Genomic DNA, 22317 nt, shown 5'->3' with positions numbered 1-22317 from the left:
TGGTCGATGTGACCCGCGCCGAGCCCGCCACCACCGCCGCCGAAACCGCGCCGGAATCCGGCTTCCGGCGCAGGCTGCTCGACGCGATGGCGGAGGCGATTCGCGAGCGCGGATACCGCGACGCCACGGTGGCCGACGTGGTCCGGGCCGCGCGCACCTCGCGGCGCACCTTCTACGAGCACTTCAGCAGCAAGCAGGACTGTTTCATCGCGCTGCTGACCGAACGGAACAACGAGACCATTCAGCGGATCTACGACGCCGTCGATCCTCGCGCGCCCTGGCGAACGCAGGTCCGCCAGGCCATCGAGGCGTGGATCGACGCGTCGAAGACCGACCGGACGATCACCCTCGCCTGGATCCGTGACACTCCAGCGCTGGGCGAGGACGCGCGGCGACTGCACCGCGAGGCCGCCGACGCGTTCGTCGGCCTGATCCAGAACCTCACCGCCACACCGGAATTCGGCGCACCGGGCGTGCATCGAGCGACTCGCAGAACCGCCACCATCCTCTACGGCGGCTACCGTGAACTCATCGCCTCCGCCGTGGAGGACGGAGAGGACGTCTCCGATCTCGTCGAGGTCGCCGTAGAGACCGCCATCGCCCTGCTCGGCCCGCGCTACGAACCCGAAGACCGCGACTGACACAGCGAGTGCGCTGAGCCCCCAGAGGAATTCGCGTCTGGTGAGTGTTCACAGTTTCACGAACACTGCTATTCGCAGAACCGGGTACTCGACTACCTTCCTCTGCGACAGCTCGTACCGAAAGGATCCCCTGTGTCTCGACCGATCCGGATCGCGCTCGCGGTCGTCGCCGTATTGGCTGGTGTCGCATCGACTTTCGTCCCTCGAACGCCCGCCGCCGCGGCGGGCATCGTGCGCTGGGAGGCGCGCGTGAGTGACCGCATCCTCGACATCGGCATCTCCTCCCCGAACCTGGAAGGCCCCGACTGGTCGGTCAAGGTCGTCCGCTTGCTGCTGCCGCCCGGCTGGTCCAAGGACGCCAATCGCACCTGGCCGACGGTCTGGGTGCTGCACGGCGGCTTCGACGACCACAAGTCCTGGACCGACAAGGGTGATCTCGAAGCGCTCACCGAGGACGCCAACGCCATCTTCGTGCTGCCCGAAACCAGTTGGTGCAGCGCCTATTCCGACTGGTACAACAACGGCGCTTGGGGCGCTCCCGCCTGGGAGAAGTACCTTTTGGAAGACGTGCGCACCATCCTGGAATCGACCTACAAGGCCAACACCACCCGCGCCATCGCGGGCAACTCCATGGGCGGCCTCGGCGCGATGAAGTTCGCGGCCGAGTACCAGGGCATGTTCCGCTCCGCGGCCTCCTTCAGCGGCAACGTCGACCCACTGCACGCCTCCGGCGCCCCCGGCGACCCGGACAAGCCCGGCCAGGGCTGCGCCGCCGACTGGAAACGCGTCTGGGGTGACTACAACATCCCCGCCCAGCGTGCGATCTGGGAGCAGAACAACCCCTACAGCCATGCCGCGAAACTCGCCGACAAGCCCCTGTTCGTCTCCTACGGCCGCAGCGGCGGCGTGGAAGAGGCGGTCTACCAGCAAAACTACCGCTTCGTGGACCGCCTCCAGCAACTCGGCGCGAATGTCGACGAGCGCTACGTCGAGGGCCACGGCCACGACTGGCCCGCCTGGCGCGCCCAGATGCAGAACGCATTGAACATGCTGCTGACGTCGGTGGGCGCCTGACCGACCGCACGGCCCCGGCACCGCGTCGGGGCCGTCACCGTCCCGTCGGCCACCGGTACCTTCGAGCACAGGCAGTGTCGCCGACGGAAGGACCCACGCATGACCGACGCCTCCCCCTTCGATCTCAGCGGCCAGGTCGCCGTCGTCACCGGCGGCAACTCCGGGATCGGGCTCGGTTTCGCCCGCGGCCTGGCCCGCGCGGGAGCCGACGTTTGCATCGTCGGTCGCAATGGCGAACGCAACGCCACGGCCGCCGCCGAGTTGCGCGAGTTCGGCGGCCGCGTGCTTCCCCTCGTCTGCGACGTCGCCGAGGAGCAGCAGATCGTGGACACCGTCGCGCGCGCCGCCGCCGAACTCGGGCGCATCGACTCCTGTTTCGTCAATGCCGGTGTGGCGCAGAGTATGACGCCTTTCCTCGACACCGGTTTGGCGGAGTTCCGCCGCGTCACCTCGGTCAACCTGGACGGCGCCTTCGTCACCCTGCGCGAGGCCGCGAAGGTGATGGTTGCCCAGGGCACGGGCGGCAGCCTCGTCGCCACCGCCAGCCTGGCGGCCAGGCAAGGCGTGCCTCGCGGCCAGTCCTACGCCGCGAGCAAGGCGGGCATCATCGCGGTGATCAACTCGATCGCCGTCGAACTCGGCAAGCACGGCATCCGCGCCAACGCCGTGCTTCCCGGTTGGATCGATACCCCGATGACCGAGCACATCTTCGCCTGGGACCGCTTCAGGGAACGCGTTCAGCCGCGAATTCCCGTGCGGCGCTGGGGTTCCCCCGAGGACTTCGAAGCGGTCGCGGTCTATCTCGCGAGCCCGGCCAGCGCCTACCACACCGGCGACACCCTGCTGATCGACGGCGGCTACAGCATGTTCTGACAGACGGCGCCGCGCCCGGAGCCGGGACCGGCGGCGGCGTTCCGGGCCCGTCGGCAATACTGCCGACGGGCCCGGGTGCTCGATCAGCCGATCACATCGGCGATGCGGTCGACCTGTCCGGGATCGGAGCCGTAGCAGTAGAGCATCACCTCGTCGGCGCCGAGGTCGGCGAATTGCCTTATGGCCGCGCGGATCTCGTCGGGAGTGGCGCGTAGACCCGCGACCATGTTGTCGGCCCAGCCGCTGAACTCGTAGTAGGCGCCGATCGCCGTGCGGGCTTCGTCGACGACTGACTGCGGACCGAGGGCGACGTTGACCTGCGCGACGAGCCGCGGGTCGCCGTCGCGTCCGTGGTCGTGCCAGGACTTGCGGACGGAGTCGAACAACCCGCCCGCCCAGTTCGGCGGGACCGCGGAAAGGAAACCGTCGCCCCAGCGCGCGACGCGTTCCAGGGCGGCGGGCTTGAAGCCGCCGAACAGGATCGGCGGACCTCCCGGCCGCACCGGAGCCGGGCCGATCGGACCGCACTCCGCGCCGAACGGCTCTCCCGACCACAGGCCGCGCAGGTGCGCGAGTTGTTCGTTCATCCGACGGCCGCGGGTGCGCAGCTCGACGCCGGTGGCGAGATGGTCGTCGGCGCGTCCACCGACGCCGAGCCCGAGCACCAGCCTGCCGCCGGACATACGGTCCAGTGTCGCAACCTGTTTGGCGAGCAGCGCGGTATCCCGCAGCGGGGCCAGCAGCACCTCGGTCTGTACCTTGACGCGGCTGGTCGCTCCGGCGATGACCGACAAAGCGACCAACGGTTCGGGATTGTCGTAGACGAGGCGGTCGAGCAAGCCGAGCGTCGAGAACGGCCCCGCGTCGGCACGCCGCGCCCAATCGAGCAGAAGAACGGGGCCGGAGATCGGCAATCCGAGTCCGATATGCATGGGATTCCTCCAGAAAAATGGGTGGGCAAACAGCACCGCCCACTCCATCGCCTGGATCATCGAGGCGTGGTCTCCCGTTCTGCGGCTGTACTTCTTGGGAGCACCAATCGGATTGCGACCACTATAGATTCACCGGGTCGTTGCGCACAAACGGGCGTACCTACTTCATGTATTTCAGCAGGCCGAGGTTCGGCTCGAGCGCGCCGTCCTGGCCGAGCGCCACGAAGTCCGCCTCCACGGCCGAGAGCGCGAGTTTCCCCGCGCGCACGGCGCGGTAGCGCACGAACGACCAGAGGAAGACATCGAGGTTGTCGAAGCGGGTGCCGCCCTCGAGCACCTCCTCTTCGTGAAACCACACGGCCACTTGACCATTGGTGAGCACGACGTACAGATTGCCGCCGCCGTCCGCGCCGATCGAGTAGACGTCGTCGTCGGTGAGCTCGGTGGTGTAGTCCGAATCGAGGAGCCCGCAATCGTTTCCGCCGAAGTCGAAACCGTAGGACCAGGAGAAGATGTCCAAGAACTGCGGCAAGCGGCCCGAGCGCACCCGGCGGTCGAGCGCAGCCAGCGCCGCGGCGTCCGTGGGCGCGAGGCGCGCGAGAAACCTTGCCACCGGCGGGGTTTCCTCCGGCACCTGGACGGGAGTCGCATCGGGAAACCACCGCGCCAGGTCGGCGTCGAGGTCACGATCGGTGTAGCCGACGAGGTCGGCGAGGGTAAGCGTCACGCGGGGATTGTAGAAGCGGCTTCGGACATCTTTCGACAGCTCAGGGACAGCCGGTGGCCAGGGGTTCGCCGCGCAGCGCGCTGTCGATCAACTCTTGAAAGGCGCCGTCGATCGGTTCGTCGGCGTGCGTCACCCGGCGGCCCGGGCAGAACGATTGCACGCTCGCGTTCGTCGCGCCGGGCAGCGGTTCGCGTTCCTCGCCCGCGTCCTCGGAGAACAGGTGGTAGGCGGGGAGGTCGGGGGGAATCGCCGGTGCGGCGTTGAGCGCGGTGAGGAACGGTGAACCAGGGGTCAGGTCGCGGCAGCCCGGGTAGAACGGTGCGCACAGCACCGCGAGAGCCACGCCGTTTTCCGGCGTGCCGAAGTCGAGGTAGATGCCCACCGCCGCGCGCCCATCGAGAAACTTCACGTAGTGACGCTGGGCCAGACCACCCATCGAGTGGCCGACGAGATCCACTCGCGCCGAACCCGTTTCGCGACGAATCTCGGCGACCTTGTCCGCGACGGCGCGCGCCGAGTCGACCAGCGGCGCGGTCGCGGCGGGCGTGCCCGGCAGCACCATCGCGTACGCGGTGTAGCCGCGCGAGCCCAACCAGGCCCGCAGGGTCTCGAGCTTGCCGACGTTCGCGTCGAACCCGCCGATCACCAGGACCGGGTTCCGCGCGGCACCGGGCACCGGCTCGGCGGCGGCGGGTCCGCCCACAACGCCGAGACCGAGCGCGACCGAAACCAGACAGACGAGCAGCCTTCGCACGGTGTCCATCGACCTGCTTCCTCGAGGGGCCGGGGTGCCCTGGGGACAGTAATGGACACACGCCGCCGTCGCCGCGAGTCACCGACGTGTCTGCCGCTTGCAGGCTTGTCCGCTGTCGCGGTCCGACCGTAGCGCCGAGGCAGGCACCGCGGCGCCAGGCCGCGGCCGAGCCGCTGGACCCCATCGAGCGTCTACTGCTCGGCGATCTGCTGGGCGGTCGCGTACGCGAGGTGCAGGAAGTCGGCACCGGCGAGTACGGCCAGGGATTCACCGATCATTCGGGTCGCGCGCGGCGCGAAGACGTGGCCGACGGTGAAGCCCGTCACCACCCAGACGTCCAAGCAGAACGGGCACGTCAGCAGCTGACCGATGCCGCGCGCGACGCCGTCCTCGGCTTTGGGGCGCTCCATCACCTCGCCGGGGCCGCCGTTGCCGGCCGGGCGCGTGAACGGGGCCCGAAGCGGTGCGACGACAGCGTCTTTGGTGACGGTGCGGGAGAGCTTGTGGGCCGCGAACGCGGTCGTCACCAGGTCCTGCACACTCATGGCCTCCGGAAGTCTCCGGTGGGTGAGCCTGCCGAGGATCGCCACCGCGATCACGGTGAGCGCGTACATCATGTCTAGCCGACACCCAGGGCGGTGAGCAGGACCAAGACGACCGTGGTGACGGCCAGTACCCCGTGCGCGGCCACGATCGGGACCGGGAAGTGCCGTTCCGGCGGAGCGGAGTCGATGACCTCGGCCGCGGCGGCGGTGCGGGAGCGATAGACCGGCAGCCAGCGCAACAGCATGGCGAATCCGAGGGCGGCGACGGGCACCAACAGGGCGAACGCGATCCAGGCCAGCGCCGTCGAGTCCACTACCAGGTAGATGATCCAGACGACGAGGCCAGCCGCGGCTAGCAGGAAGTGACCGAAAACGACCGGCGGCGGCAGATGGCTGGCGGTTGGCTGTCGCGCGCCGCCCTTGGCGATCCAGGTGCCGAGCAGGACCGCGCCGCCGCCTGCGGTCAACAGCCAGGTGATCAGTGCTGCGATACCCATGATGTGCTCCTCGAGGTGAGTCGGGAAGGGATGTCGACTTGGGAATCGGGCATTCGGTCGGGCAACGACCTCCAGGGTGCTGATCCGCCCTGGAGGCCGACTTTTCCAGTGATCACATCATCATCGGCATGCCGGGAAGCATGTTGAGCAGACCCATGAACATGTCCATCATCCGCTCGCACATACCGGGCATCGCGATCACCTCCTCGGGTCTCGCGAATCGCTGATCAGTTGCCGCCTACCCACGATCGCCGCGAATATGCGGACGCGACGGCGCCGAGCCATCGACCCGGGTTCGACCGGGATTTCCCGCGGTCAGCTGATTGATGGGATGTTTGGCTCCACGTCGCGGGCTCGAAAGGTGCGACGGCTCCCCTCCGAGCCGATGGAGCTAGTGCGGGGCCAGTGGAGCTGGTGCGGGGTGATCGAACAGGTACGCCGCGGCCATTTCGCTGGCCTCTTGCAGGCGGGTGGCGGCGTTGGGGGTGCGTTCGAAGACCCAGACGCCTTGGAGGAAGACCAGCAGGAAACGGCCCAGCGCACGTGGATCGCGGTCGGCGGCCAGTTCGCCCTGCGCATGGGCGCGCGTGAACGCCGAAGTGAACGTATCTTCCCAGCTTGCCCAACCCGATTCGATCAGCGCGGCGATTTCGGGGTCTCGGTCGGCGAGTTCGACGGCGGTATTGGACACCAGGCAGCCCAGGTAGCGGTGTTCGTCGCGGGCTTCGGCGACGAAGTGAGCGATGAGCGCTCGAAGGGCGGGTACGGCCGGGCCCGGACGCGAGAGCGCGCCGGTGAGCCGCTCGTCGGCGAGTTGCAGGTAGCGTTGCAGCGCCTTGATGAACAGTGAGCGCTTGCAGCCGAAGGCAGCGTAGATACTGGCCTTGCCTATGCCGAGATGCTCGACCAGATCGGACATCGAGGTCGCTTCGAACCCGCGCTGCCAGAACAGATCCATGGCGAGGTCCAAGACGACGTCTGGGTCGAATTCCTTGGTGCGCGCCATGTTTCGAAATTCCTCCCTATTGCGACCGAGCGGCCGAATATGTGCGCCTCGGCCGTCACGCCCAACCGCTGCCCCGTAAAACTACAGAACAGGTGCTCGAGACATGAATCCGCCGTCGCCATCACGGCCGGGCCGCCGACCGGTTCGGCGATGGTGCGACCGGCTACCGCTGTCGGACATCGCGGTGGGCTGGTCGCACCGGTCTCGAAGGGTCGACGACGGCTGGCGCTCAGACCCTCGGACCACCGCCACCGTAGCCCTCCCATCCACCACCCGCCGGACCACCGCCGCCGGGACCGCCCGGCCCCGGCTGGTGCGGGCCGCCGTAGCCCGGGCCCGCCCCCGGCCCACCCGGTGCGCGACGGTTGGACCGGCGGGTCACCAACACGACGATCAGCGGAATACCGATCACCACCAGCGCGACCGCGCCGAGGATGGCGAACCAGATCAGATACCGGACGAGTTGCAGGTATCTGTCCGAATCGGGCGGCGGCTCCGGAGTGGGGTTGCCGACTTGCGCCAGAACGTCGATGGCGGTCGCGAGAATCATTGTGGTGCTACCGATCTGCTCAGCGGGAGTCCTCGACGAATCGTACGGTGTCCAGGAGCGTCGCGAATACCCTTCGGCCGCAAGCACTCAGGGGCCAGGAAGGATTCAGGAGAGGAACGGCTTCGCCCAGTCGGTGAACCGCTCCCCCAGCTCCGCTTGCGCCGCCGCGAGTACGGCTGCCGGGTCCTCCGCCGGGGGCAGGCCGAAGTTCTCGTCGAGCCACGCCACGAACTCGTCGTGGCAGTCGCGGTGCGCCTCGTCCTCCTCGCGATAGAAGTACACCTCTTTCCAGTCGACTCGGATCTCCGAGTCGAAGCCGAGGAGCTGGAACAACTCCCGCACGTGGCGAGCGACGACGTGCTGACCGCCCTCGTCTCCGAAGACGACTACCGGCAGCGTCGCCAGATCGGCCCGGTCGTCGAGGCGCCACAGCGCGTAGAACGAACCGGAACCGTTGGCCTGCGCGAACGGAATCAGCCGGTCGGTGAACTCCGGATCTTTCGACCAGCCCGCCACCAGGCCCGAGATGTCACCGAAGTCCGTGAGACCGAACCCGTCGGCGTAATTCTCGTAACCGAGCCTGTCCTGCAATTCCATCAGCAGGTTGAGCTCCTCGACAGGTGAGTACGGGCTGTTCAATGCGTTCTCCAAGCGGGCACGTCGGGCAATCTCGTTGTGGCTCGCCGGGTTTCGATGCCGGTGGATCGTCCGCGGGCCATACCGCAGGATCCTAATCCTCACCCACGTCGACCAGTTCCTCGACATCGCCGACCTGGCTCACCTCGCGGCCAAGGTCCGCGAAACAGCGGAATTCGATCGGCATTCGGGCCGGCCGAAGGCGGAGAAGATCCCGCTCGGCACCGCTCTCGCGACGCCAGGACATGGTCGGCAAGCTCACCCAACATCTTGGAGCTGTTAGGGATGCGGGGCGAGGTCCTGGCCTGGGAGCCGCCGCGGCTGCTGTCGTTCACCTGGGGTGACAGATCCGAGGTGACGTTCACGCTGGAGCAGGTGGGTGAACAGGTCCACCTCCGCCCGGCTCGAGGCGGAGTACGCCGAGCGTATTCCGGAGTAGCGGTCCGCTCAGTCGGCGGTCAGGGCGGCGGCGCGGGCGTACAGGTAGCGCTGGGTGGGGAGGCTGGTGGTCTGCCGGGCCGCGCGCAGATAGGACTCGCGCGCGGCCGCGTCGTCGCCGAGCAGTTCCAGCAGGTGGGCGCGCACAGCGGGCACCCGATGGTCGGCGCGCAGGCGCTCGTCGGCGGCGAGCTCGTCCAGCAGCCGCAGACCGGCTCGCGGTCCGACCGCCATGGCGACCGCGACGGCATGGTTCAGCGCGATGATCGGATTGTCGACCAGCCGCAGCAGCCGCTCGTAGAGCAGCGTGATCTGCGGCCAGTCGGTCTCGGCGTAGGTCGAGGCCTGCCGTCGACGGGCCACTTGGTCGCCGCCGCGAGCATGGCCTCCTGCACGGCGTCCTCGGCGGTGTCGAAGTGACCGTAGTACTCGGACCGAGGTCCGCGACACTGTCGACGCGGAGCCGATCGTGTGACTCGTGCGGTTGCGGGTATGGCGGGGGCATGTCCGGACGAAGCTTCGAAGGACGCGGCTGGTGAAGGTTGTCGTCACCGGGGCCAGCGGCAATGTGGGGACCGCGTTGCTGCGGGCGCTGTGCGCCGAGGACTGGGAGATCGTCGGTGTCGTTCGCCGACCGCCCGCGGAGCGCGGACCGTACGCGCGGGCCCGCTGGGTGCGGTGCGATATCGGTGCGCCGGGGGCCGTCGGGGTGCTGCGCGAGGCGTTCGCGGACGCGGACGCGGTGGTGCATCTGGCGTGGGCGATCCATCCACGTAGCGGGGAGCCGCTGATGGAGCGGACGAATCTGGCCGGTAGCGCGAATGTGCTACGGGCCGTTGCGGACTGCGGCGTGCGGCATCTGACGTGCGCGTCCTCGGTTGCGGCGTACGCGCCCGCGCCGCGCTGGCAGCGGGTCGACGAGGCGTGGCCGTCGAGCGGGGTTCCCGGCAGCGCCTACAGCCGGGGCAAAGCGGTGCTCGAAGCGCTGCTCGACGGTTTCGCGGTGGAGCACCCCGGCGTGCGGGTCGCGCGGATCCGGCCGTGCGGCGTGACGCAGGCCGACGCGGCCGCCGAACTCGCCGACTGGGCGTTGAGTCCGTGGCTGCCGCGCACCCTGATCGGTCGCCGCTGGCTACCGATCCCGCTGTGGAAGGACCTGCGGTTGCAGCTCGTGCACAGCGAAGACGTCGCCGCGGCACTCCGGCTGATCCTGATCCGGCAGGCGAGCGGCCCGTACAACCTGGCCGCCGAGCCGGTGCTGAGAACCGCCGAACTGGCCGCCACCTTCGGCGGATTTCGCTTTCCGGTGCCGCTGCCCGCGCTGACCGCCGCGGCGTGGGCGAGCTGGCGACTCGGCGTACAGCCGCTGCATCCGGGCTGGCTCGAGCTCGCCGACAGGGCGTGCCTGATCGACACGGCCAAGGCGCGCCGGGAACTCGGCTGGGCACCGCGTCACCCGGCCGATGCGGTCGCCGCCGAACTCGCCGAGGGACTTCGCACGCGCCGAACCGGAGACAGCCCGCCGCTCGCGCCCGCTCGCGCGCGATCCCGACTTGGGCACCCCACCCATCAGACCCAGGCGTTCCCCTCCCCCGCTCCCGCACACAGCCGGAAGACCGCTCGGACGCGACCACCCCGTTCGGTGACGAACAGGGTGTAGCCGTTTCCGAACAGCGACGGGCACTCCAACCCGAGGTCTGAGCATTTCCAACCCGCAGGTGGAAGATCTTCCGCGCGGTCTGCGAGAAGAGTTGGTGGTGTCATTCCGGGACGCCTTCCGGGTGTCCCGAAAAGCGCTCAGTTGAAGGAAAGATCATGAAATCAACCAAAATGCGCGCAGCCGTCGCAGCGGTAGCGATCGCACCTATGATCGCCCTCGGCTCAGGCGTTGCGACCTCGGCCCCGGCCGTCGAACCCCCTGTGCCCGTTCAGGTGGCGCCCGCCTCCGACCAAGTTCCCGCTGAGGTCGAGCCGGCTCTGCTGTGGTGGAACCCATTCCTGTGGTGGGTCTGCTTCGTACCGCCGATCTTCCCGTTCGGTACGGGCATCTGCCTCGCATGACGTAATCGCAACGCGACAATGCCGAAAACGCCGCGCGTCACACACTCCTGTGGTGTGGTGACTTGTAGCAGTAGTGCTCGAGGAGGTGCCAACGTCAATAGCGCCGCACGGGAGCATCGCGGCCCCAGCGATGGGATGGACTATGTTCAGGAAACTCGCAGTGGCCGTCTTCGCACTCGCGGCAGGCGTGCTGCCGGCCGGGGCGCAAGCAGGCATCGCGCATGCCGCGGCCCCGGCGGTGCTCGGCGGCGGCTCCGGCATCGTCGTCGGCGACCAGGGCGTCTGCACGCTCACCACGATCGGGCACGACGCCGCGGGTCGGCTGGTCGGTCTCACCGCGGGTCACTGCGATGCGGCGGGTACCTCGATCACCGCCGAGGCCAACCGTGACGCCGGCGTAGTCGGCACCTTCGCCTTCACGAACGCGGATATGGACTACGCCGTCATCGAGTTCGATCCGGACCGAGTCGTCCCCGTGAATCGCGTGGGAAATACGACGATCACCGCGGTGGGCGGGCCGGTGCGGTTTCCGGAAATCGCCTGTAAGCAGGGCTACACCACGGGCCAGACCTGCGGTCTGGCCTACGGCGACGTGTTCGAGACCAACAACTGGGCTTGGACCCAGATCTGCGTCCTGCCCGGCGACTCCGGCGGGCCGATCGTGGTCGGGACAACGCTGGTCGGCATGGTCAACGGCTACCTGTACGTGCCGTGCCTCGGACCGCAGCTGGGCGGCAACATGGCCGCCATCATCGCCGATATCGACGCACGCGGTGGCGTCGGCGTGGGTTTCGACCCGATCTGAGGTCCATCGCGCCGAAAGGAGTCGCCGCTGCGCACGCGGCGCCGGTACTCCGCAGCCCTACCGATCGTGATAGTCGATCACGCCACTCTCGATGGCACGTTCGACCAGGAACACCCGTTTCTGATTCGGCGGCAGGGCTTCGACGTCGAATATCTTGAACAGCGCTCGCATATGGGTTTTCACCGTGGCGACGCTGAGACACAGATCCTGGGCGATCTGACAGTTCGACGCGGGGTAGGTGAACGCGGTCTCGGAATCATACGGGCGACACAGCGCCGCCAGAATCGAATACTGTGCCTCGGTCAGTGCATTCCGGGTCGGCAGCCGCATCTGGACGACCGTTTTCCCGTCGTCGGACGGTTGGCCGTCGGTGAAGACGAACACCGATTTCCCGAGGCGCACCGAATCGCCGGACTCGAGCTTCCGAAATCCGCCGACGCGCTCGCCGTTGACGAAAGTCCCGTTCATCGACAGACCGTTGTCGATCACGACCCAGCAGCCGCCCACTCGCTCGATGATGGCGTGCAGGCGCGAAACCGTCGCGTCGGCCGCCACGATGATGTCCGCGGCGTCCGACCGCCCGATCGTCATCCGGGTCGCGCCGTGATCGAGTGGAATCTCACGCCAGCCCCCGTGCCGGTCCCGGTGGGACAGCGTGGCACAACCGGCCGGCTGTCGCCGCGCACGCTCGTATGCTGCCGAGTACGATCCGTTACCCAGCGCTTTTTGTCCCTGTGGCGTGGACATGATGCGTAGTTCCCGTTCCGAAGTACGTCATGACTACGAGCACCCGACCCATAACACAGAATGCGCTCTTTCACGGCTGAATGCACGCGGCGAGCTACTCGCGTGCGGCAACCAGGGGGCTATTTTCCGCCCGAGGCTCGATTTCTACTCGTCAGCCGGACCACCGGTGTGACAACGTGCCGGCGTGCCGAACTCACGGACGGAAGACCGCTCGGACACAGCCGTCCCGCTTGTTCTTGAACAGGTCGTATCCGGTCACCGCATCCTCGAGCGGCATGTCGTGGGTGATGAGATATGTCGGGTCGAGTTCTCCGCGCTGGACGTAGTCGAGCAATCGCGGCACGTACCGCTGCCCGTGCTGCTGCGCGGTGCGGATGGTCAGGTTCTTGTTGGTCACGGCGCCCATCGGGAACTTGTCGGTGAGGCCGTAGACGCCGAGCACGGCGACGGTCCCGCCCTTGCGGCAGGCGAGGATCGCCTCGCGCAGCGGCGTCGCGCGATCGGTCTCCATGCGCAGCAGTTGTTTGGCGCGGTCGTAGATCTGTTGCAGACCCGTGCCGTGCCCTTCCATCCCGACGGCGTCGATGCAGGCGTCCGGTCCTCGCCCGCCGGTGCCTTCGCGCAGCGCGTCGAGCACGCTGCCCACCGCCGTGTAGTCGATGGTCTCCGCGCCGATGTTCTCGCGCGCCAGGGTGAGCCGTTCGGGGAGCCGATCGATGACGATGACGCGCTCCGCACCGAGCAGCCGGGCGCTGTGCGCGGCCATCAGCCCGACGCCGCCGCTCCCCCAGACCGCGACCGTGTCGCCGGGCGAGATGTCGCAGAAGTCGGCGCCCATGAACCCGGTCGGCACCGCGTCGGACAGGAACAGCGCCTGCTCGTCGGTCACCCCGAAGGGGACGGTGAAACAGTTGACGTCGGCGAACGGCACCCGGATGTACTGCGCGTGCGAGCCCTGATAGCCGCCGAACGGGTGGGTGTACCCGTAGATGCCGCCGGTCGGATAGCCGAAGATCGGCTGTTGCAGCTCGGCGTTCGGGTTCGTCGTGTCGCACAGCGAGTACAGGTCGTTGTCGCAGTACCAGCACGAGCCGCAGCCGATGAAGGACGGTACGACGACCCGCTCGCCGACCGAACGCGCGACGACCTCCTTGCCGACCTCCACGATCTCGCCCATGAACTCGTGGCCGAACACATCGCCTTCGCGCATGCCCGGCAGGTAGCCGTCGATGAAGTGCAGGTCCGAACCGCAGGTGGTGGTCAGCCGGACTCGCACGATGGCGTCGTGCGGATTGACCAGCCTCGGCTCGTCGACGGTCTCCACCGCCAGGTCGTCGACGCCGTTCCAGCAGAGTGCGCGCATGTCGTCTCCTCGGTCAGCGAGCGCTGGGGTTGTGTTCGAGGGTGGGCAGCTCACCGGTTTGCAGCAGTGCGCGCGCACGGTAGAGCGCCTTGAACGCCGCGGGTCCGATCAGGAAACCGGGGACCGGCGCCGACGCGCGCATCGTCACCTCGGTGCCCAGGCCGTGCGGCGCGTCGGCGAAGAACAAGCCGATCTCGGGTCCACGCTCGCGAGCGGAGCCGTCGGGGGCGGCGCCGACGAAACGCAGGCCGTCCGCCTCGGTCACCAGTGTGGTCTGCCAGGTCAGCGCCTCGTCGTCACCGCGCAGCAGCGTCCATTCGTAGGCGGCGGGGCCGGTCGCGCGGACGTCGCCGAGATCGCCGAGCACCCGGGACAGGTTGTCCGCGTCGCGCCAGAACCGTTCGACCTCGGCCCGCGACCGGGAGATCGTCACCGTCCGGCTGGGTCCGGTCCGGCTGGCGGATTCGAAAAATTTCTCGACGAGTTCGGTCAGTTGCCCTTTGGCCGTGTCGACGTAGTGCATGGGACGTCCCTTCGAGCGGTCTGCGGGTCGAGAGCCGGAATCCCTGGTGCGCTTCCCCGACCGCCTACCCGACGAGTCCCCGGGCAAACACAGCACGTCACCGGTCCCGCGGCCGATGCGGACCGCCCCCTCACGGCGGTCCGCCGCCCGCACCCGACGCGCGAGGTTCGGTCGACAGTCAAACTAGACGACTGTCCAACTTTGCGCGAGGGTTCCGCTCACCACTAGCGAAATCCTTGTCGGTCACCGTGCCGCGCCGCTTGGATTGCCGGGTTCAGAAAAGGCGGGACGGCGACGACGCGCTGCCCCGCCACCTTGCGACGAGCATTCGGGAGCACGAGTGAAATTCCATCGGGTACTGGCGATCCCGGTCCTGGTAGCCACCGCGGCCCTCACCCTGACGGCGTGCGGCACCGACGACGCGTCCTCCGGGACAGTGGTGCGCATCGGCACCACCGACCGGGATCAGGTCTGGGACGTCTTCGAGCGCAAGGCGAAAGACCAGGGCATCACCCTGCGGATCACCAACTTCTCCGACTACCAGCAGCCGAATCTCGCGCTCGCGCAGGGGCAGATCGATGTCAACCTGTTTCAGCACCTGCAGTTCCTCGGCCAGTACAACGTGTCCAACAACGACACGCTGACCCCGATCGGCTCCACCTACATCGTGCCGCTCGGTCTGTACTCGAAGAAGCACCGATCGCTGGCCGACATCCCGCAGGGCGGCCAGATCGCCATCCCGAACGACCCGACCAATCAGGCCAGGGCGCTGTTCGTGCTGCAGGCCGCCGGACTGCTGAAGCTGTCCGGCGACAGCCGCCAGCCCTCCCCCGCCGACATCGACAAGGCCGCGTCCAAGGTCACCGTGACGCCGGTCGACGCGGCGCAGACGGCGCTGTCGCTGGCCTCGACGGATGGCTCGGTCATCAACAACACTTTCCTGGAGCGCTCCGGCATCGACCCGAATTCGGCGCTGTACAAGGACGATCCGAGGAATCCGGCGGCCGAGCCGTACATCAATGTCATCGTCACCAGGGCCGAGGACAAAGACAACCCGCTCTACAAGCAGGTGGTCGACGTCTGGAAGGACCCGGAAGTGCAAGCGGCGCACGCGGAGTCGACCAAGAACACCGCGGTCGAGGTGACCCGCCCCGCACCGGAGCTGGAACAGATCCTGCAGCGGGTGCAGCAGACCATCCGCGACGGCAAGTGAGTTCGGCGACCGAGCCGGACGAGCGCGCGGCCGCAGTCGAATTCCGCGGCGTCGCCAAGGTTTTCGGTAAGGGCGCCGACCGCCATGTCGCACTCGACGGCATAGATCTGCGGATCGAGCGCGGCGAGATCTTCGGCGTCATCGGCTATTCCGGCGCGGGCAAGAGCACGCTGGTGCGTCTGATCAACGCGCTGGAGAAGCCGACGAGCGGCACCGTCCTGGTTTCCGGCACACCGATCACCGATGTACCGGAAGCCCGGGTCCGGCGGATCCGGCGCGATATCGGCATGGTGTTCCAGCAGTTCAACCTGTTCCGCTCCCGCACGGTCGCGGGCAACGTCGAGTACCCGCTGAAGATCGCCGGGTGGCGGCGGGCCGAGCGCAAGGCGCGCGTCGCCGAACTGCTCGAGTTCGTCGGCCTTTCGGAGAAGGCGCGCAGCTATCCGGACCAGCTCTCGGGCGGGCAGAAGCAGCGGGTCGGCATCGCGCGGGCGTTGGCGACTTCGCCCGCGCTGCTGCTGGCCGACGAGGCCACCTCGGCGCTGGACCCGGAGACCACCGGCGAGGTGCTGCGCCTGCTGAAGAAGGTCAATCGCGAACTCGGCGTCACCATCGTGGTGATCACCCACGAGATGGATGTCATCCGCGCGGTGGCCGACCGGGTCGCGGTGCTCGCCGAGGGCCGGATCGTCGAATTGGCCGAGACCTTCGATGTTTTCGCGGCGCCGCGCGCCACGCCTACCAAGTCGTTCGTCGGCACCGTGCTGCACAACCGGCCCGATTCCGGCGAACTGGCCCGGCTGCGCGAACGCCACGGCGGCACCCTGGTCACCGTCGACGTCGACGACGAGCGCGGTCTCGGCGCGGCACTGACCGGCGCGGCGCACGCCGACGTGCGGTTCGAGGTCGTGTACGGCGGGGTGAGCACGCTCCAGGACAAGACCTTCGGCAGCGTCACGCTGGCCCTGCACGGGCCGGACGACGCGGTGGCGAAGGTGATCGACGAACTGGAACGGAGGTGAGCGGACCGTGCACACGGATTGGGAGCGCCTGCGGCCGGTGCTGACCGAGGCGATCGGCACCACCGTCTACCTGGTGCTGATCACTTTCGTGGTGGGCGGGCTGATCGGGCTCTTTCTCGGCACCGCCCTGTACACCACGCGCAAGGGCGGACTGCTGGCCAACGCGCCGGTCAACGTGCTGATCAACGTGGTGGTCAACATCGTGCGGCCGATCCCGTTCATCATCCTCCTCGCCGCGCTGGGGCCGGTGACGCTGGAGGTGGTCGGCACCACGATCGGCACCGAGGCGGCCGCCTTCGTGATGATCGTGGCGGCCTCGTTCGGGATCGCCCGGATCGTGGAACAGAACCTGGTCACCGTCGATCCCGGCGTGATCGAGGCGGCGCGGGCGGTCGGGGCGGGACCATTGCGGATCATTCTGACGCTGCTCGTCCCGGAGGCGCTCGGTCCGCTGATTCTCGGCTACACCTTCGTGGTGATCGCGATCGTCGACATGTCCGCGATGGCGGGCATCGTGGGCGGCGGCGGGCTCGGCGATTTCGCCCTGGTGTACGGGTACCAGCGCTTCGACTGGCAGGTCACCCTGGTCGCCACCCTGATCATCATCGCGGGCGTGCAGGGCATCCAGTTCCTCGGCAACTGGCTGGCGCACAAGGTGCTGCGCAGGTAACCGGTCAGAGGGCCTGGATGTACCAGTCGAGCGGGCCGACGCCGGGTTCGTCGCTGCTACGCAGGTAGTGGAACCTGGCCCGGCGGGCCACGCCGACCGAGGCGGCGTGCGTGGGATCGATCCGCAGCACCACCTCGTCGGCCAGACCTGTGCTGGCCAGGTACCGGCAACCGAGGATGACCGCCCTGGTGGCCAGACGGCGGCCGCGCCAGGCCGGGTAGATGTCGAACCACAGGTCGGCCTGGCCCGCCGCCAAGTAGATCCGATCGGTCCGGATATCCAGGGTGCCGACGAGGGCCGCCCCGTTCTCCGCCGTGATCGCGAACATCCGCTCGGGTCCCTCCGCGGCCCAGTCCGCCACGCACTTCTCGAAGTGGGCCGTCACGCTCTCGAGCGTGCCGGGACCGCCGTCGAGCCCGCGGACCCGCTCGGGCTCCGCGGCGGCCAGATGCGCCTCGGCATCGGCCACCGTGATCGGTCGCAGCGCGATCACGCCGTCGGATAGCTGCACCACTCCATAATCGTCAACAAGATCACGATTCGGCAACCGACATCCCGGAGATTTCGCCACAAAGCGGGCAGCGGACCTCAGCCGACGTTGGATGTGCAGGCGGAGAGCACCGTGCTCGCCGGGCGCGGCGAGGCACTGCCGAGGTCCGGGAACGGCGGCGCGCTGAGGCCGAGCACCTGGATCGCCGCGCGCTCGGCGCCGCTCTTGGTGTGGTCCCAGGCCCAGCCGACGCGACCGTCGGCGCCCTGCGCCACCGCGCCGCAGGCGTTGCGGAAGTGCACGACGACCTGGCAGTCGCGGGCGCCGCACTCATCGATCGCGTTGGCGTCGGCCGCGGCGAGGCTGTTGTAGTTCACCGCGTAGGACACCGCACCGGTGCTGCGCGAAATGGCCATGGCACCGTAGAGATCACCGATCCGGGTCTCCCACGGCTCGGCCTGCTCGGCAGCGGCGGGCCCCGCACCGGCGACCACCGCGCCCGCGGCGATCGCGCCCACGAAGATACTGCGCGACAACGACATTGAATTTCCTCCCCGTTTCAGAAACGATTCGGGTCAGATCATTGTCCACGAATTCGTAAATGTCCAAATTTGCCGCGGGAACGCGATCGTGGCGCGCTCGGCTACGAATTGTTCCCTCGCTGTGAGTATTTCATTTCGAGAACGTCCCGCGCCGCGCGAGCGATGTGAACCGCTCTCAGCCGACATTCTTCGTGCAGGCCGACACCGCAACCTGCGCGGCCCGCGGGGACGCGCTGCCGAGATCGGGGAAGGGCGGCGCGCTCTCGCCGAGCGAGGCCACCGCGATCCGCTCGGCCTCCTCGCGGGAACCCGCGGCGGCCCAGCCGAACCGGCCGTCGGCGCCGCGGGCGATGGCGCCGCAGCCGTCGACGACGTTCAGCACCAGGTCGCAGTCGTAGACGTTGCACTCGCGGATGGCCGCGGCGTCGGCCTGCACGCGGCTGGGGTGGTCCATCGCGGCAACCACCCGGCCGGTGCTCGGCGAGAACGCCAGCGTTCCGTAGAGCTTGGGCGCCGCCTCGGCCGCACCGGCGGCGACGACCCCGAGGGCGGCGGTGGAGGACACGGCGACGGCAAGAGCCGACTTGCGCAGCACAGACAACAGGATCTCCCCGTTTCAGAAGCGATAACGGGGAGATCCTTGCCGAGCGTGCCCGGTTTGTCCAGATATTCAGCGGATCGCGAACGTCAACGGCCCCAGCAGATCTGGACGTCGGGGACGATCACGGGCGAATCAGCGCGCGTTCGCCGTGCAGACGGCCTCGATGATCCGCACGCCGCTCAGATTGGCGGAGCCGACGTTGGCCAGAAACGCCGTCGGAGTGACCTCCGCGATCTTCTGGTAGCCGGCGCGCTCGGCATCCGCCCTGGTCGCGCCGGTCGCCACGACGGCGGCGTCGTTGCTCTCCATCAGCACACCGCAGCCGTTCGCCCACGAGGCAGCCACCTCGCAACCGTCCGTGCCGCAGTCGGCGATCGCCGCGGCGTCGGCGTCGGCGGTGCTCGCCGCGTTGACACTCAACCCGTACACCAACGTGTTGGGGTTCACCGCGATCGCCGCGTGCAAGCTCGCCGCGTTCGCGGAACCGGCACCCAGCACCGACCCCACCGCAAGGCTGCTCACCGCGACGGCGAAGCCGACCTTACCCATCAATCTCATCGATTTATCTTCCTGTTCGGATCGGCCCCGGAATCGGAGCCCCCGCAATCATTGCCGACGGCATGGAAGTTCGAAAGTCGACCCTTCTCGGGGCTAGAAACGAATCGGGCCCGGATCATCGCGATCCGGGCCCGATATCGAAGAGCGTTATACGGTGAAACCGAGGGCGCGCAGTTGTTCGCGGCCGTCCTCGGTGATCTTGTCCGGCCCCCACGGCGGCATCCAGACCCAGTTGATCTCGAGATCCTCGACCAGACCACTGCGCACCAGGGCGTTGCGGGACTGGTCCTCGATGACATCGGTGAGCGGGCACGCCGCCGAGGTCAGCGTCATGTCCAGCTTGGCGACCTCGTTCTCGACCTTGATGCCGTAGACCAGGCCGAGATCGACGACGTTGATACCCAGCTCGGGGTCGACGACGTCGCGCATGGCCTCCTCGATGTCCTCGAGGTGCTTGATCTCCTCGGCCGAGAGTTCGACCTGCTCGGCCGTTTCCGTCGTCGGCGTCGACTCACTCATGACGTTCCCCATTCTTCGGCAGGGCGCTGCCCATCGTGCGCTTGGTCTCTTCCGCGGAGGTTATCCGGACCACGGCGTCCTTGAACGCCATCCAGCCCAGCAGTGCGCATTTGACCCGCGCCGGGTACTTGGACACACCGGCCAGCGCGATGCCGTCGCCGATCATGTCCTCGTCGCCCTCGACCGTGCCGCGGCTGGAGATCATCTCGTTGTAGGCGTCGACGACCTTCAGCGCCTGCTGCACCGGCAACCCGATGACCTGATCGGTGAGGATCGAGGTGGCGGCTTGGCTGATCGAACAGCCCTGGCCGTCGTAGGAGACGTCGGCGACATCGCCGTTGTCGTCCAGCTGGACGCGCAGGGTCACATCGTCACCGCAGGTCGGGTTCACGTGGTGCACCTCGGCGCCGTACGGTTCCCGCAGCCCGCGGTGGTGCGGGTGCTTGTAGTGGTCCAGGATCACTTCCTGGTACATCTGCTCCATGCGCATGTCTTATGCAACTCCGAAGAAGCTCTGAGCCTTCCGCACCGCGGCGACCAACGCGTCGACCTCGTCGAGCGTGTTGTAGACCGCGAACGAGGCCCGGGCGGTGGCCGGAATGCCCATCCTGCGCATCAGCGGCCAGGCACAGTGGTGGCCGACCCGGATCGCGACGCCTTCGTCGTCCAGAATCTGGCCGACGTCGTGAGCGTGGATGCCGTCGACCACGAACGACACCGCGCCGCCGCGATCCACGTTCTCGGTCGGGCCGACGATGCGCACGCCGTCGATCGCGCCGAGACCCTCGAGGGTGGCGCCGACCAGCATGTGCTCATGGGCCGCAACGGCTTCCATGCCGATCTCGTCGAGATACCGCACCGCCGCGCCCAATCCGACCACCTGCGAGGTCATCGGCACGCCCGCCTCGAACCGCTGCGGCGGCGGGGCGTAGGTGCTTGCCTCCATAGTGACCGTCTCGATCATCGAGCCACCGGTGATGAACGGCGGGGTCTCCGCGAGCAACGCGCGACGGCCGTAGAGGACGCCGACACCGGACGGGCCGAGCATCTTGTGCCCGGAGAACGCGGCGAAGTCGACGCCGAGTTCGCGGAAGTTCACCGGCATGTGCGGCACCGACTGGCAGGCGTCCAGCACCACCAGAGCGCCGACTTCCTTTGCCCGGCGCACCATCTCGGCCACGTCGGCGACCGCGCCCGTGACGTTCGACTGGTGCGTGAACGCGACGACCTTGGTGGCGGGCGACAATTCGAGCGAATCGAGGTCGATCCGGCCGTCCGCGGTGATGCCGTACCACTTCAGTGTCGCGCCGGTGCGCCGCGCGAGTTCCTGCCACGGAACGAGATTCGCGTGATGCTCCAGCTCGGTGATGACGATCTCGTCGCCGGGGCCGACGTGGTACGGGAACCGGTCGTCGGCGAACGAGTAGGTCACCAGGTTCAGCGATTCGGTCGCGTTCTTGGTGAACACGATCTCGTCGGCGTCGACGCCGACGAACCGGCCGATGTCGGCCCTGGCGCCCTCGTAGGCGTCGGTCGCCTCCTCGGCCAGCTGGTGCGCGCCGCGGTGCACCGCCGAGTTGCTCTCGGTCAGGAATCGCCGTTCCGCGTCGAGCACCGCGAGGGGCCGCTGCGAGGTCGCGCCGGAGTCCAGGTACACCAACGGTTTCCCGTCCCGAACCGTGCGGCTCAGGATCGGGAAGTCGGCCCGGATGCGGGCGACGTCGAGGGTGCGGACCGTAGCGGTCATGTCAGGCTCCAGCGGTAGCAGCGGTCGTGAAGCGGACGTAGCCGTTGGCGTCGAGTTCCTCGGCCAGCTCGGGGCCGCCCTCGGCGACGATGCGGCCGCCGACGAAGACGTGCACGAACTGCGGCTGGATGTAGCGCAGGATGCGGGTGTAGTGCGTGATCAGCAGGACGCCGCCGTCCTCGCGCTCCTTGTAGCGGTTGACACCCTCGGAGACGATGCGCAGCGCGTCGACGTCCAGGCCGGAGTCGGTCTCGTCCAAGATGGCGATCTTCGGCTTGAGCAGGCCGAGCTGCAGGATCTCGTGGCGCTTCTTCTCACCGCCGGAGAAGCCCTCGTTCACGCTGCGGTCGGCGAAGGCGGCGTCGATCTCGAGCTCGTTCATCGACTCCTTCACCTCCTTGACCCAGGTGCGCAGCTTGGGAGCCTCGCCGCGGACCGCGGTGGCGGCGGTGCGCAGGAAGTTCGACATCGAGACGCCGGGCACCTCGACCGGGTACTGCATGGCCAGGAACAGGCCCGCACGCGCGCGCTCGTCGACCGACATCTCGAGCACGTCCTCGCCGTCGAGGGTGATCGAGCCGGAGGTCACCGTGTATTTCGGGTGGCCGGCGATCGCGTAGGACAGGGTCGACTTACCGGAGCCGTTGGGGCCCATGATCGCGTGCGTCTCGCCCGACTTCACGGTCAGGTTCACGCCCTTGAGGATCTTGATGGGCTCGCCGGTCTCGTCGGGGTTGGCGACCTCGACGTGCAGGTCCTTGATTTCCAGGGTGGTCATGGAGT

At 68.0% G+C, this 22317-nt stretch carries 30 protein-coding genes; 9 read left to right on the top strand and 21 right to left on the bottom strand.

All coding sequences use genetic code 11. The features are described from left to right. The first annotated feature begins 8 nt into the window (after positions 1-8). The 3 genes from ABZV58_RS23580 (at position 9) to ABZV58_RS23570 (ending at position 2588) form a co-directional block, all read left to right on the top strand. On the top strand, positions 9-641 hold the full coding sequence (locus ABZV58_RS23580; protein WP_355002314.1) for a TetR/AcrR family transcriptional regulator: 633 nt from the start codon (positions 9-11) through the stop codon (positions 639-641). A 132-nt stretch (positions 642-773) separates the two neighbouring features. After that, positions 774-1715 carry an alpha/beta hydrolase family protein gene (locus ABZV58_RS23575; RefSeq protein WP_355002313.1) on the top strand — a complete coding sequence of 314 codons (942 nt, stop codon included), beginning with the start codon at positions 774-776 and terminating at the stop codon, positions 1713-1715. 99 nt (positions 1716-1814) lie between these two features. Beyond that, entirely contained in the window at positions 1815-2588 is a 774-nt protein-coding gene (locus ABZV58_RS23570) for an SDR family NAD(P)-dependent oxidoreductase (protein WP_355002312.1), read from the top strand. An 83-nt stretch (positions 2589-2671) separates the two neighbouring features. Here the strand turns inward: ABZV58_RS23570 and ABZV58_RS23565 are convergent, their stop codons facing one another. The 10 genes from ABZV58_RS23565 to ABZV58_RS23520 all read right to left on the bottom strand — a co-directional run bounded on the left by ABZV58_RS23565 (position 2672) and on the right by ABZV58_RS23520 (position 9036). Then, positions 2672-3520 carry an LLM class flavin-dependent oxidoreductase gene (locus tag ABZV58_RS23565; protein ID WP_355002311.1) on the bottom strand — a complete coding sequence of 283 codons (849 nt, stop codon included), beginning with the start codon at positions 3518-3520 and terminating at the stop codon, positions 2672-2674. Positions 3521-3680: 160 nt separating this feature from the next. Continuing rightward, complete coding sequence (locus tag ABZV58_RS23560; protein ID WP_355002310.1) at positions 3681-4247, bottom strand: hypothetical protein; 567 nt, start codon at positions 4245-4247, stop codon at positions 3681-3683. 40 nt (positions 4248-4287) lie between these two features. Next, entirely contained in the window at positions 4288-5010 is a 723-nt protein-coding gene (locus ABZV58_RS23555) for an alpha/beta fold hydrolase (protein WP_355002309.1), read from the bottom strand. Between the two features lie 182 nt (positions 5011-5192). Then, positions 5193-5618: a DUF1360 domain-containing protein gene (locus tag ABZV58_RS23550; protein ID WP_355002308.1), complete on the bottom strand. Its 426-nt coding sequence runs from the start codon at positions 5616-5618 to the stop codon at positions 5193-5195. 2 nt (positions 5619-5620) lie between these two features. Next, a complete protein-coding gene (locus ABZV58_RS23545; RefSeq protein ID WP_355002307.1) occupies positions 5621-6043 on the bottom strand; it encodes a hypothetical protein in 423 nt (140 codons plus the stop codon). Positions 6044-6434: 391 nt separating this feature from the next. Continuing rightward, complete coding sequence (locus ABZV58_RS23540) at positions 6435-7049, bottom strand: TetR family transcriptional regulator (RefSeq protein ID WP_355002306.1); 615 nt, start codon at positions 7047-7049, stop codon at positions 6435-6437. A 229-nt stretch (positions 7050-7278) separates the two neighbouring features. After that, positions 7279-7599 (bottom strand): hypothetical protein, encoded by a 321-nt coding sequence (locus tag ABZV58_RS23535; protein ID WP_355002305.1) that lies wholly within the window; start codon positions 7597-7599, stop codon positions 7279-7281. A 105-nt stretch (positions 7600-7704) separates the two neighbouring features. Further along, positions 7705-8238, bottom strand: a complete 534-nt coding sequence (locus ABZV58_RS23530; RefSeq protein WP_355002304.1) for a hypothetical protein — start codon at positions 8236-8238, stop codon at positions 7705-7707. A 91-nt stretch (positions 8239-8329) separates the two neighbouring features. Further along, a complete protein-coding gene (locus ABZV58_RS23525) occupies positions 8330-8497 on the bottom strand; it encodes a hypothetical protein (RefSeq protein ID WP_355002303.1) in 168 nt (55 codons plus the stop codon). Positions 8498-8682: 185 nt separating this feature from the next. Next, complete coding sequence (locus tag ABZV58_RS23520; RefSeq protein ID WP_355002302.1) at positions 8683-9036, bottom strand: hypothetical protein; 354 nt, start codon at positions 9034-9036, stop codon at positions 8683-8685. Between the two features lie 172 nt (positions 9037-9208). Between ABZV58_RS23520 and ABZV58_RS23515 the strand changes: the two genes are divergently transcribed. From ABZV58_RS23515 to ABZV58_RS23505, 3 genes are all read left to right on the top strand, one after another. Beyond that, positions 9209-10333 carry an NAD-dependent epimerase/dehydratase family protein gene (locus tag ABZV58_RS23515; protein ID WP_355002301.1) on the top strand — a complete coding sequence of 375 codons (1125 nt, stop codon included), beginning with the start codon at positions 9209-9211 and terminating at the stop codon, positions 10331-10333. Between the two features lie 155 nt (positions 10334-10488). Further along, positions 10489-10734, top strand: coding sequence for a hypothetical protein (locus ABZV58_RS23510; protein WP_355002300.1), 246 nt, complete (start codon positions 10489-10491; stop codon positions 10732-10734). 142 nt (positions 10735-10876) lie between these two features. After that, positions 10877-11539, top strand: coding sequence for a S1 family peptidase (locus ABZV58_RS23505; RefSeq protein WP_355002299.1), 663 nt, complete (start codon positions 10877-10879; stop codon positions 11537-11539). A gap of 57 nt (positions 11540-11596) precedes the next feature. Here the strand turns inward: ABZV58_RS23505 and ABZV58_RS23500 are convergent, their stop codons facing one another. The 3 genes from ABZV58_RS23500 to ABZV58_RS23490 form a co-directional block, all read right to left on the bottom strand. Further along, positions 11597-12130 (bottom strand): FHA domain-containing protein, encoded by a 534-nt coding sequence (locus tag ABZV58_RS23500; RefSeq protein ID WP_355002298.1) that lies wholly within the window; start codon positions 12128-12130, stop codon positions 11597-11599. 349 nt (positions 12131-12479) lie between these two features. Further along, positions 12480-13649: a zinc-dependent alcohol dehydrogenase gene (locus ABZV58_RS23495; RefSeq protein WP_355002297.1), complete on the bottom strand. Its 1170-nt coding sequence runs from the start codon at positions 13647-13649 to the stop codon at positions 12480-12482. 13 nt (positions 13650-13662) lie between these two features. Beyond that, positions 13663-14172: a hypothetical protein gene (locus ABZV58_RS23490; RefSeq protein ID WP_355002296.1), complete on the bottom strand. Its 510-nt coding sequence runs from the start codon at positions 14170-14172 to the stop codon at positions 13663-13665. A 373-nt stretch (positions 14173-14545) separates the two neighbouring features. Between ABZV58_RS23490 and ABZV58_RS23485 the strand changes: the two genes are divergently transcribed. From ABZV58_RS23485 to ABZV58_RS23475, 3 genes are read left to right on the top strand one after another with little or no spacing between them, the layout of a single operon-like run. Continuing rightward, the gene (locus ABZV58_RS23485; protein ID WP_355002655.1) at positions 14546-15385 is read left to right on the top strand and encodes a MetQ/NlpA family ABC transporter substrate-binding protein; all 840 of its coding nucleotides are present in this window, start codon (positions 14546-14548) and stop codon (positions 15383-15385) included. After that, entirely contained in the window at positions 15382-16407 is a 1026-nt protein-coding gene (locus ABZV58_RS23480; RefSeq protein WP_355002295.1) for a methionine ABC transporter ATP-binding protein, read from the top strand. The genes ABZV58_RS23485 and ABZV58_RS23480 overlap by 4 nt, the downstream gene beginning before the upstream one ends. Before the next feature lie 7 nt (positions 16408-16414). After that, positions 16415-17077, top strand: coding sequence for a methionine ABC transporter permease (locus ABZV58_RS23475; RefSeq protein WP_355002294.1), 663 nt, complete (start codon positions 16415-16417; stop codon positions 17075-17077). A 4-nt stretch (positions 17078-17081) separates the two neighbouring features. Here ABZV58_RS23475 and ABZV58_RS23470 read toward each other — a convergent pair whose 3' ends face one another. From ABZV58_RS23470 to sufC, 8 genes are all read right to left on the bottom strand, one after another. Further along, on the bottom strand, positions 17082-17591 hold the full coding sequence (locus ABZV58_RS23470; protein WP_355002293.1) for a GNAT family protein: 510 nt from the start codon (positions 17589-17591) through the stop codon (positions 17082-17084). A 74-nt stretch (positions 17592-17665) separates the two neighbouring features. Further along, complete coding sequence (locus ABZV58_RS23465) at positions 17666-18109, bottom strand: DUF4189 domain-containing protein (RefSeq protein WP_355002292.1); 444 nt, start codon at positions 18107-18109, stop codon at positions 17666-17668. Between the two features lie 175 nt (positions 18110-18284). Further along, complete coding sequence (locus tag ABZV58_RS23460; protein ID WP_355002654.1) at positions 18285-18704, bottom strand: DUF4189 domain-containing protein; 420 nt, start codon at positions 18702-18704, stop codon at positions 18285-18287. A gap of 138 nt (positions 18705-18842) precedes the next feature. Further along, on the bottom strand, positions 18843-19268 hold the full coding sequence (locus tag ABZV58_RS23455; protein ID WP_355002291.1) for a DUF4189 domain-containing protein: 426 nt from the start codon (positions 19266-19268) through the stop codon (positions 18843-18845). 147 nt (positions 19269-19415) lie between these two features. Next, positions 19416-19787 (bottom strand): metal-sulfur cluster assembly factor, encoded by a 372-nt coding sequence (locus ABZV58_RS23450; protein WP_355002290.1) that lies wholly within the window; start codon positions 19785-19787, stop codon positions 19416-19418. Then, positions 19780-20277: a Fe-S cluster assembly sulfur transfer protein SufU gene (gene sufU, locus ABZV58_RS23445; RefSeq protein WP_355002289.1), complete on the bottom strand. Its 498-nt coding sequence runs from the start codon at positions 20275-20277 to the stop codon at positions 19780-19782. Before sufU ends, ABZV58_RS23450 begins: the two co-directional genes overlap by 8 nt. A gap of 3 nt (positions 20278-20280) precedes the next feature. Then, positions 20281-21534: a cysteine desulfurase gene (locus ABZV58_RS23440; RefSeq protein ID WP_355002288.1), complete on the bottom strand. Its 1254-nt coding sequence runs from the start codon at positions 21532-21534 to the stop codon at positions 20281-20283. A 1-nt stretch (position 21535) separates the two neighbouring features. Further along, positions 21536-22312 (bottom strand): Fe-S cluster assembly ATPase SufC, encoded by a 777-nt coding sequence (gene sufC / locus ABZV58_RS23435; RefSeq protein WP_355002287.1) that lies wholly within the window; start codon positions 22310-22312, stop codon positions 21536-21538. Between the last annotated feature and the right edge of the window lie 5 nt (positions 22313-22317).

It is taken from the genome of Nocardia sp. NPDC004654, assembly GCF_040609595.1.
Classification (GTDB): Bacteria; Actinomycetota; Actinomycetes; order Mycobacteriales; family Mycobacteriaceae; genus Nocardia.
Note: the sequence above shows the minus strand (reverse complement) of the source record. Positions and strands in the feature narration are given on the sequence as shown.

Bases quoted from the DNA above. Each gene is read 5' to 3' on its own strand.
- ABZV58_RS23490 (WP_355002296.1), bottom strand. From the start codon at position 14,172: ATGCACTACGTCGACACGGCCAAAGGGCAACTGACCGAACTCGTCGAG.
- ABZV58_RS23500 (WP_355002298.1), bottom strand. From the start codon at position 12,130: ATGACGATCGGGCGGTCGGACGCCGCGGACATCATCGTGGCGGCCGAC.
- ABZV58_RS23570 (WP_355002312.1), top strand. From the start codon at position 1,815: ATGACCGACGCCTCCCCCTTCGATCTCAGCGGCCAGGTCGCCGTCGTC.
- ABZV58_RS23455 (WP_355002291.1), bottom strand. From the start codon at position 19,268: ATGAGATTGATGGGTAAGGTCGGCTTCGCCGTCGCGGTGAGCAGCCTT.
- ABZV58_RS23495 (WP_355002297.1), bottom strand. From the start codon at position 13,649: ATGCGCGCACTCTGCTGGAACGGCGTCGACGACCTGGCGGTGGAGACC.
- ABZV58_RS23545 (WP_355002307.1), bottom strand. From the start codon at position 6,043: ATGGGTATCGCAGCACTGATCACCTGGCTGTTGACCGCAGGCGGCGGC.
- ABZV58_RS23450 (WP_355002290.1), bottom strand. From the start codon at position 19,787: ATGAGTGAGTCGACGCCGACGACGGAAACGGCCGAGCAGGTCGAACTC.
- ABZV58_RS23565 (WP_355002311.1), bottom strand. From the start codon at position 3,520: ATGCATATCGGACTCGGATTGCCGATCTCCGGCCCCGTTCTTCTGCTC.
- ABZV58_RS23465 (WP_355002292.1), bottom strand. From the start codon at position 18,109: ATGTCGTTGTCGCGCAGTATCTTCGTGGGCGCGATCGCCGCGGGCGCG.
- ABZV58_RS23535 (WP_355002305.1), bottom strand. From the start codon at position 7,599: ATGATTCTCGCGACCGCCATCGACGTTCTGGCGCAAGTCGGCAACCCC.
- ABZV58_RS23440 (WP_355002288.1), bottom strand. From the start codon at position 21,534: ATGACCGCTACGGTCCGCACCCTCGACGTCGCCCGCATCCGGGCCGAC.
- sufC (WP_355002287.1), bottom strand. From the start codon at position 22,312: ATGACCACCCTGGAAATCAAGGACCTGCACGTCGAGGTCGCCAACCCC.
- ABZV58_RS23505 (WP_355002299.1), top strand. From the start codon at position 10,877: ATGTTCAGGAAACTCGCAGTGGCCGTCTTCGCACTCGCGGCAGGCGTG.
- ABZV58_RS23510 (WP_355002300.1), top strand. From the start codon at position 10,489: ATGAAATCAACCAAAATGCGCGCAGCCGTCGCAGCGGTAGCGATCGCA.
- ABZV58_RS23555 (WP_355002309.1), bottom strand. From the start codon at position 5,010: ATGGACACCGTGCGAAGGCTGCTCGTCTGTCTGGTTTCGGTCGCGCTC.
- ABZV58_RS23540 (WP_355002306.1), bottom strand. From the start codon at position 7,049: ATGGCGCGCACCAAGGAATTCGACCCAGACGTCGTCTTGGACCTCGCC.
- ABZV58_RS23550 (WP_355002308.1), bottom strand. From the start codon at position 5,618: ATGATGTACGCGCTCACCGTGATCGCGGTGGCGATCCTCGGCAGGCTC.
- sufU (WP_355002289.1), bottom strand. From the start codon at position 20,277: ATGCGCATGGAGCAGATGTACCAGGAAGTGATCCTGGACCACTACAAG.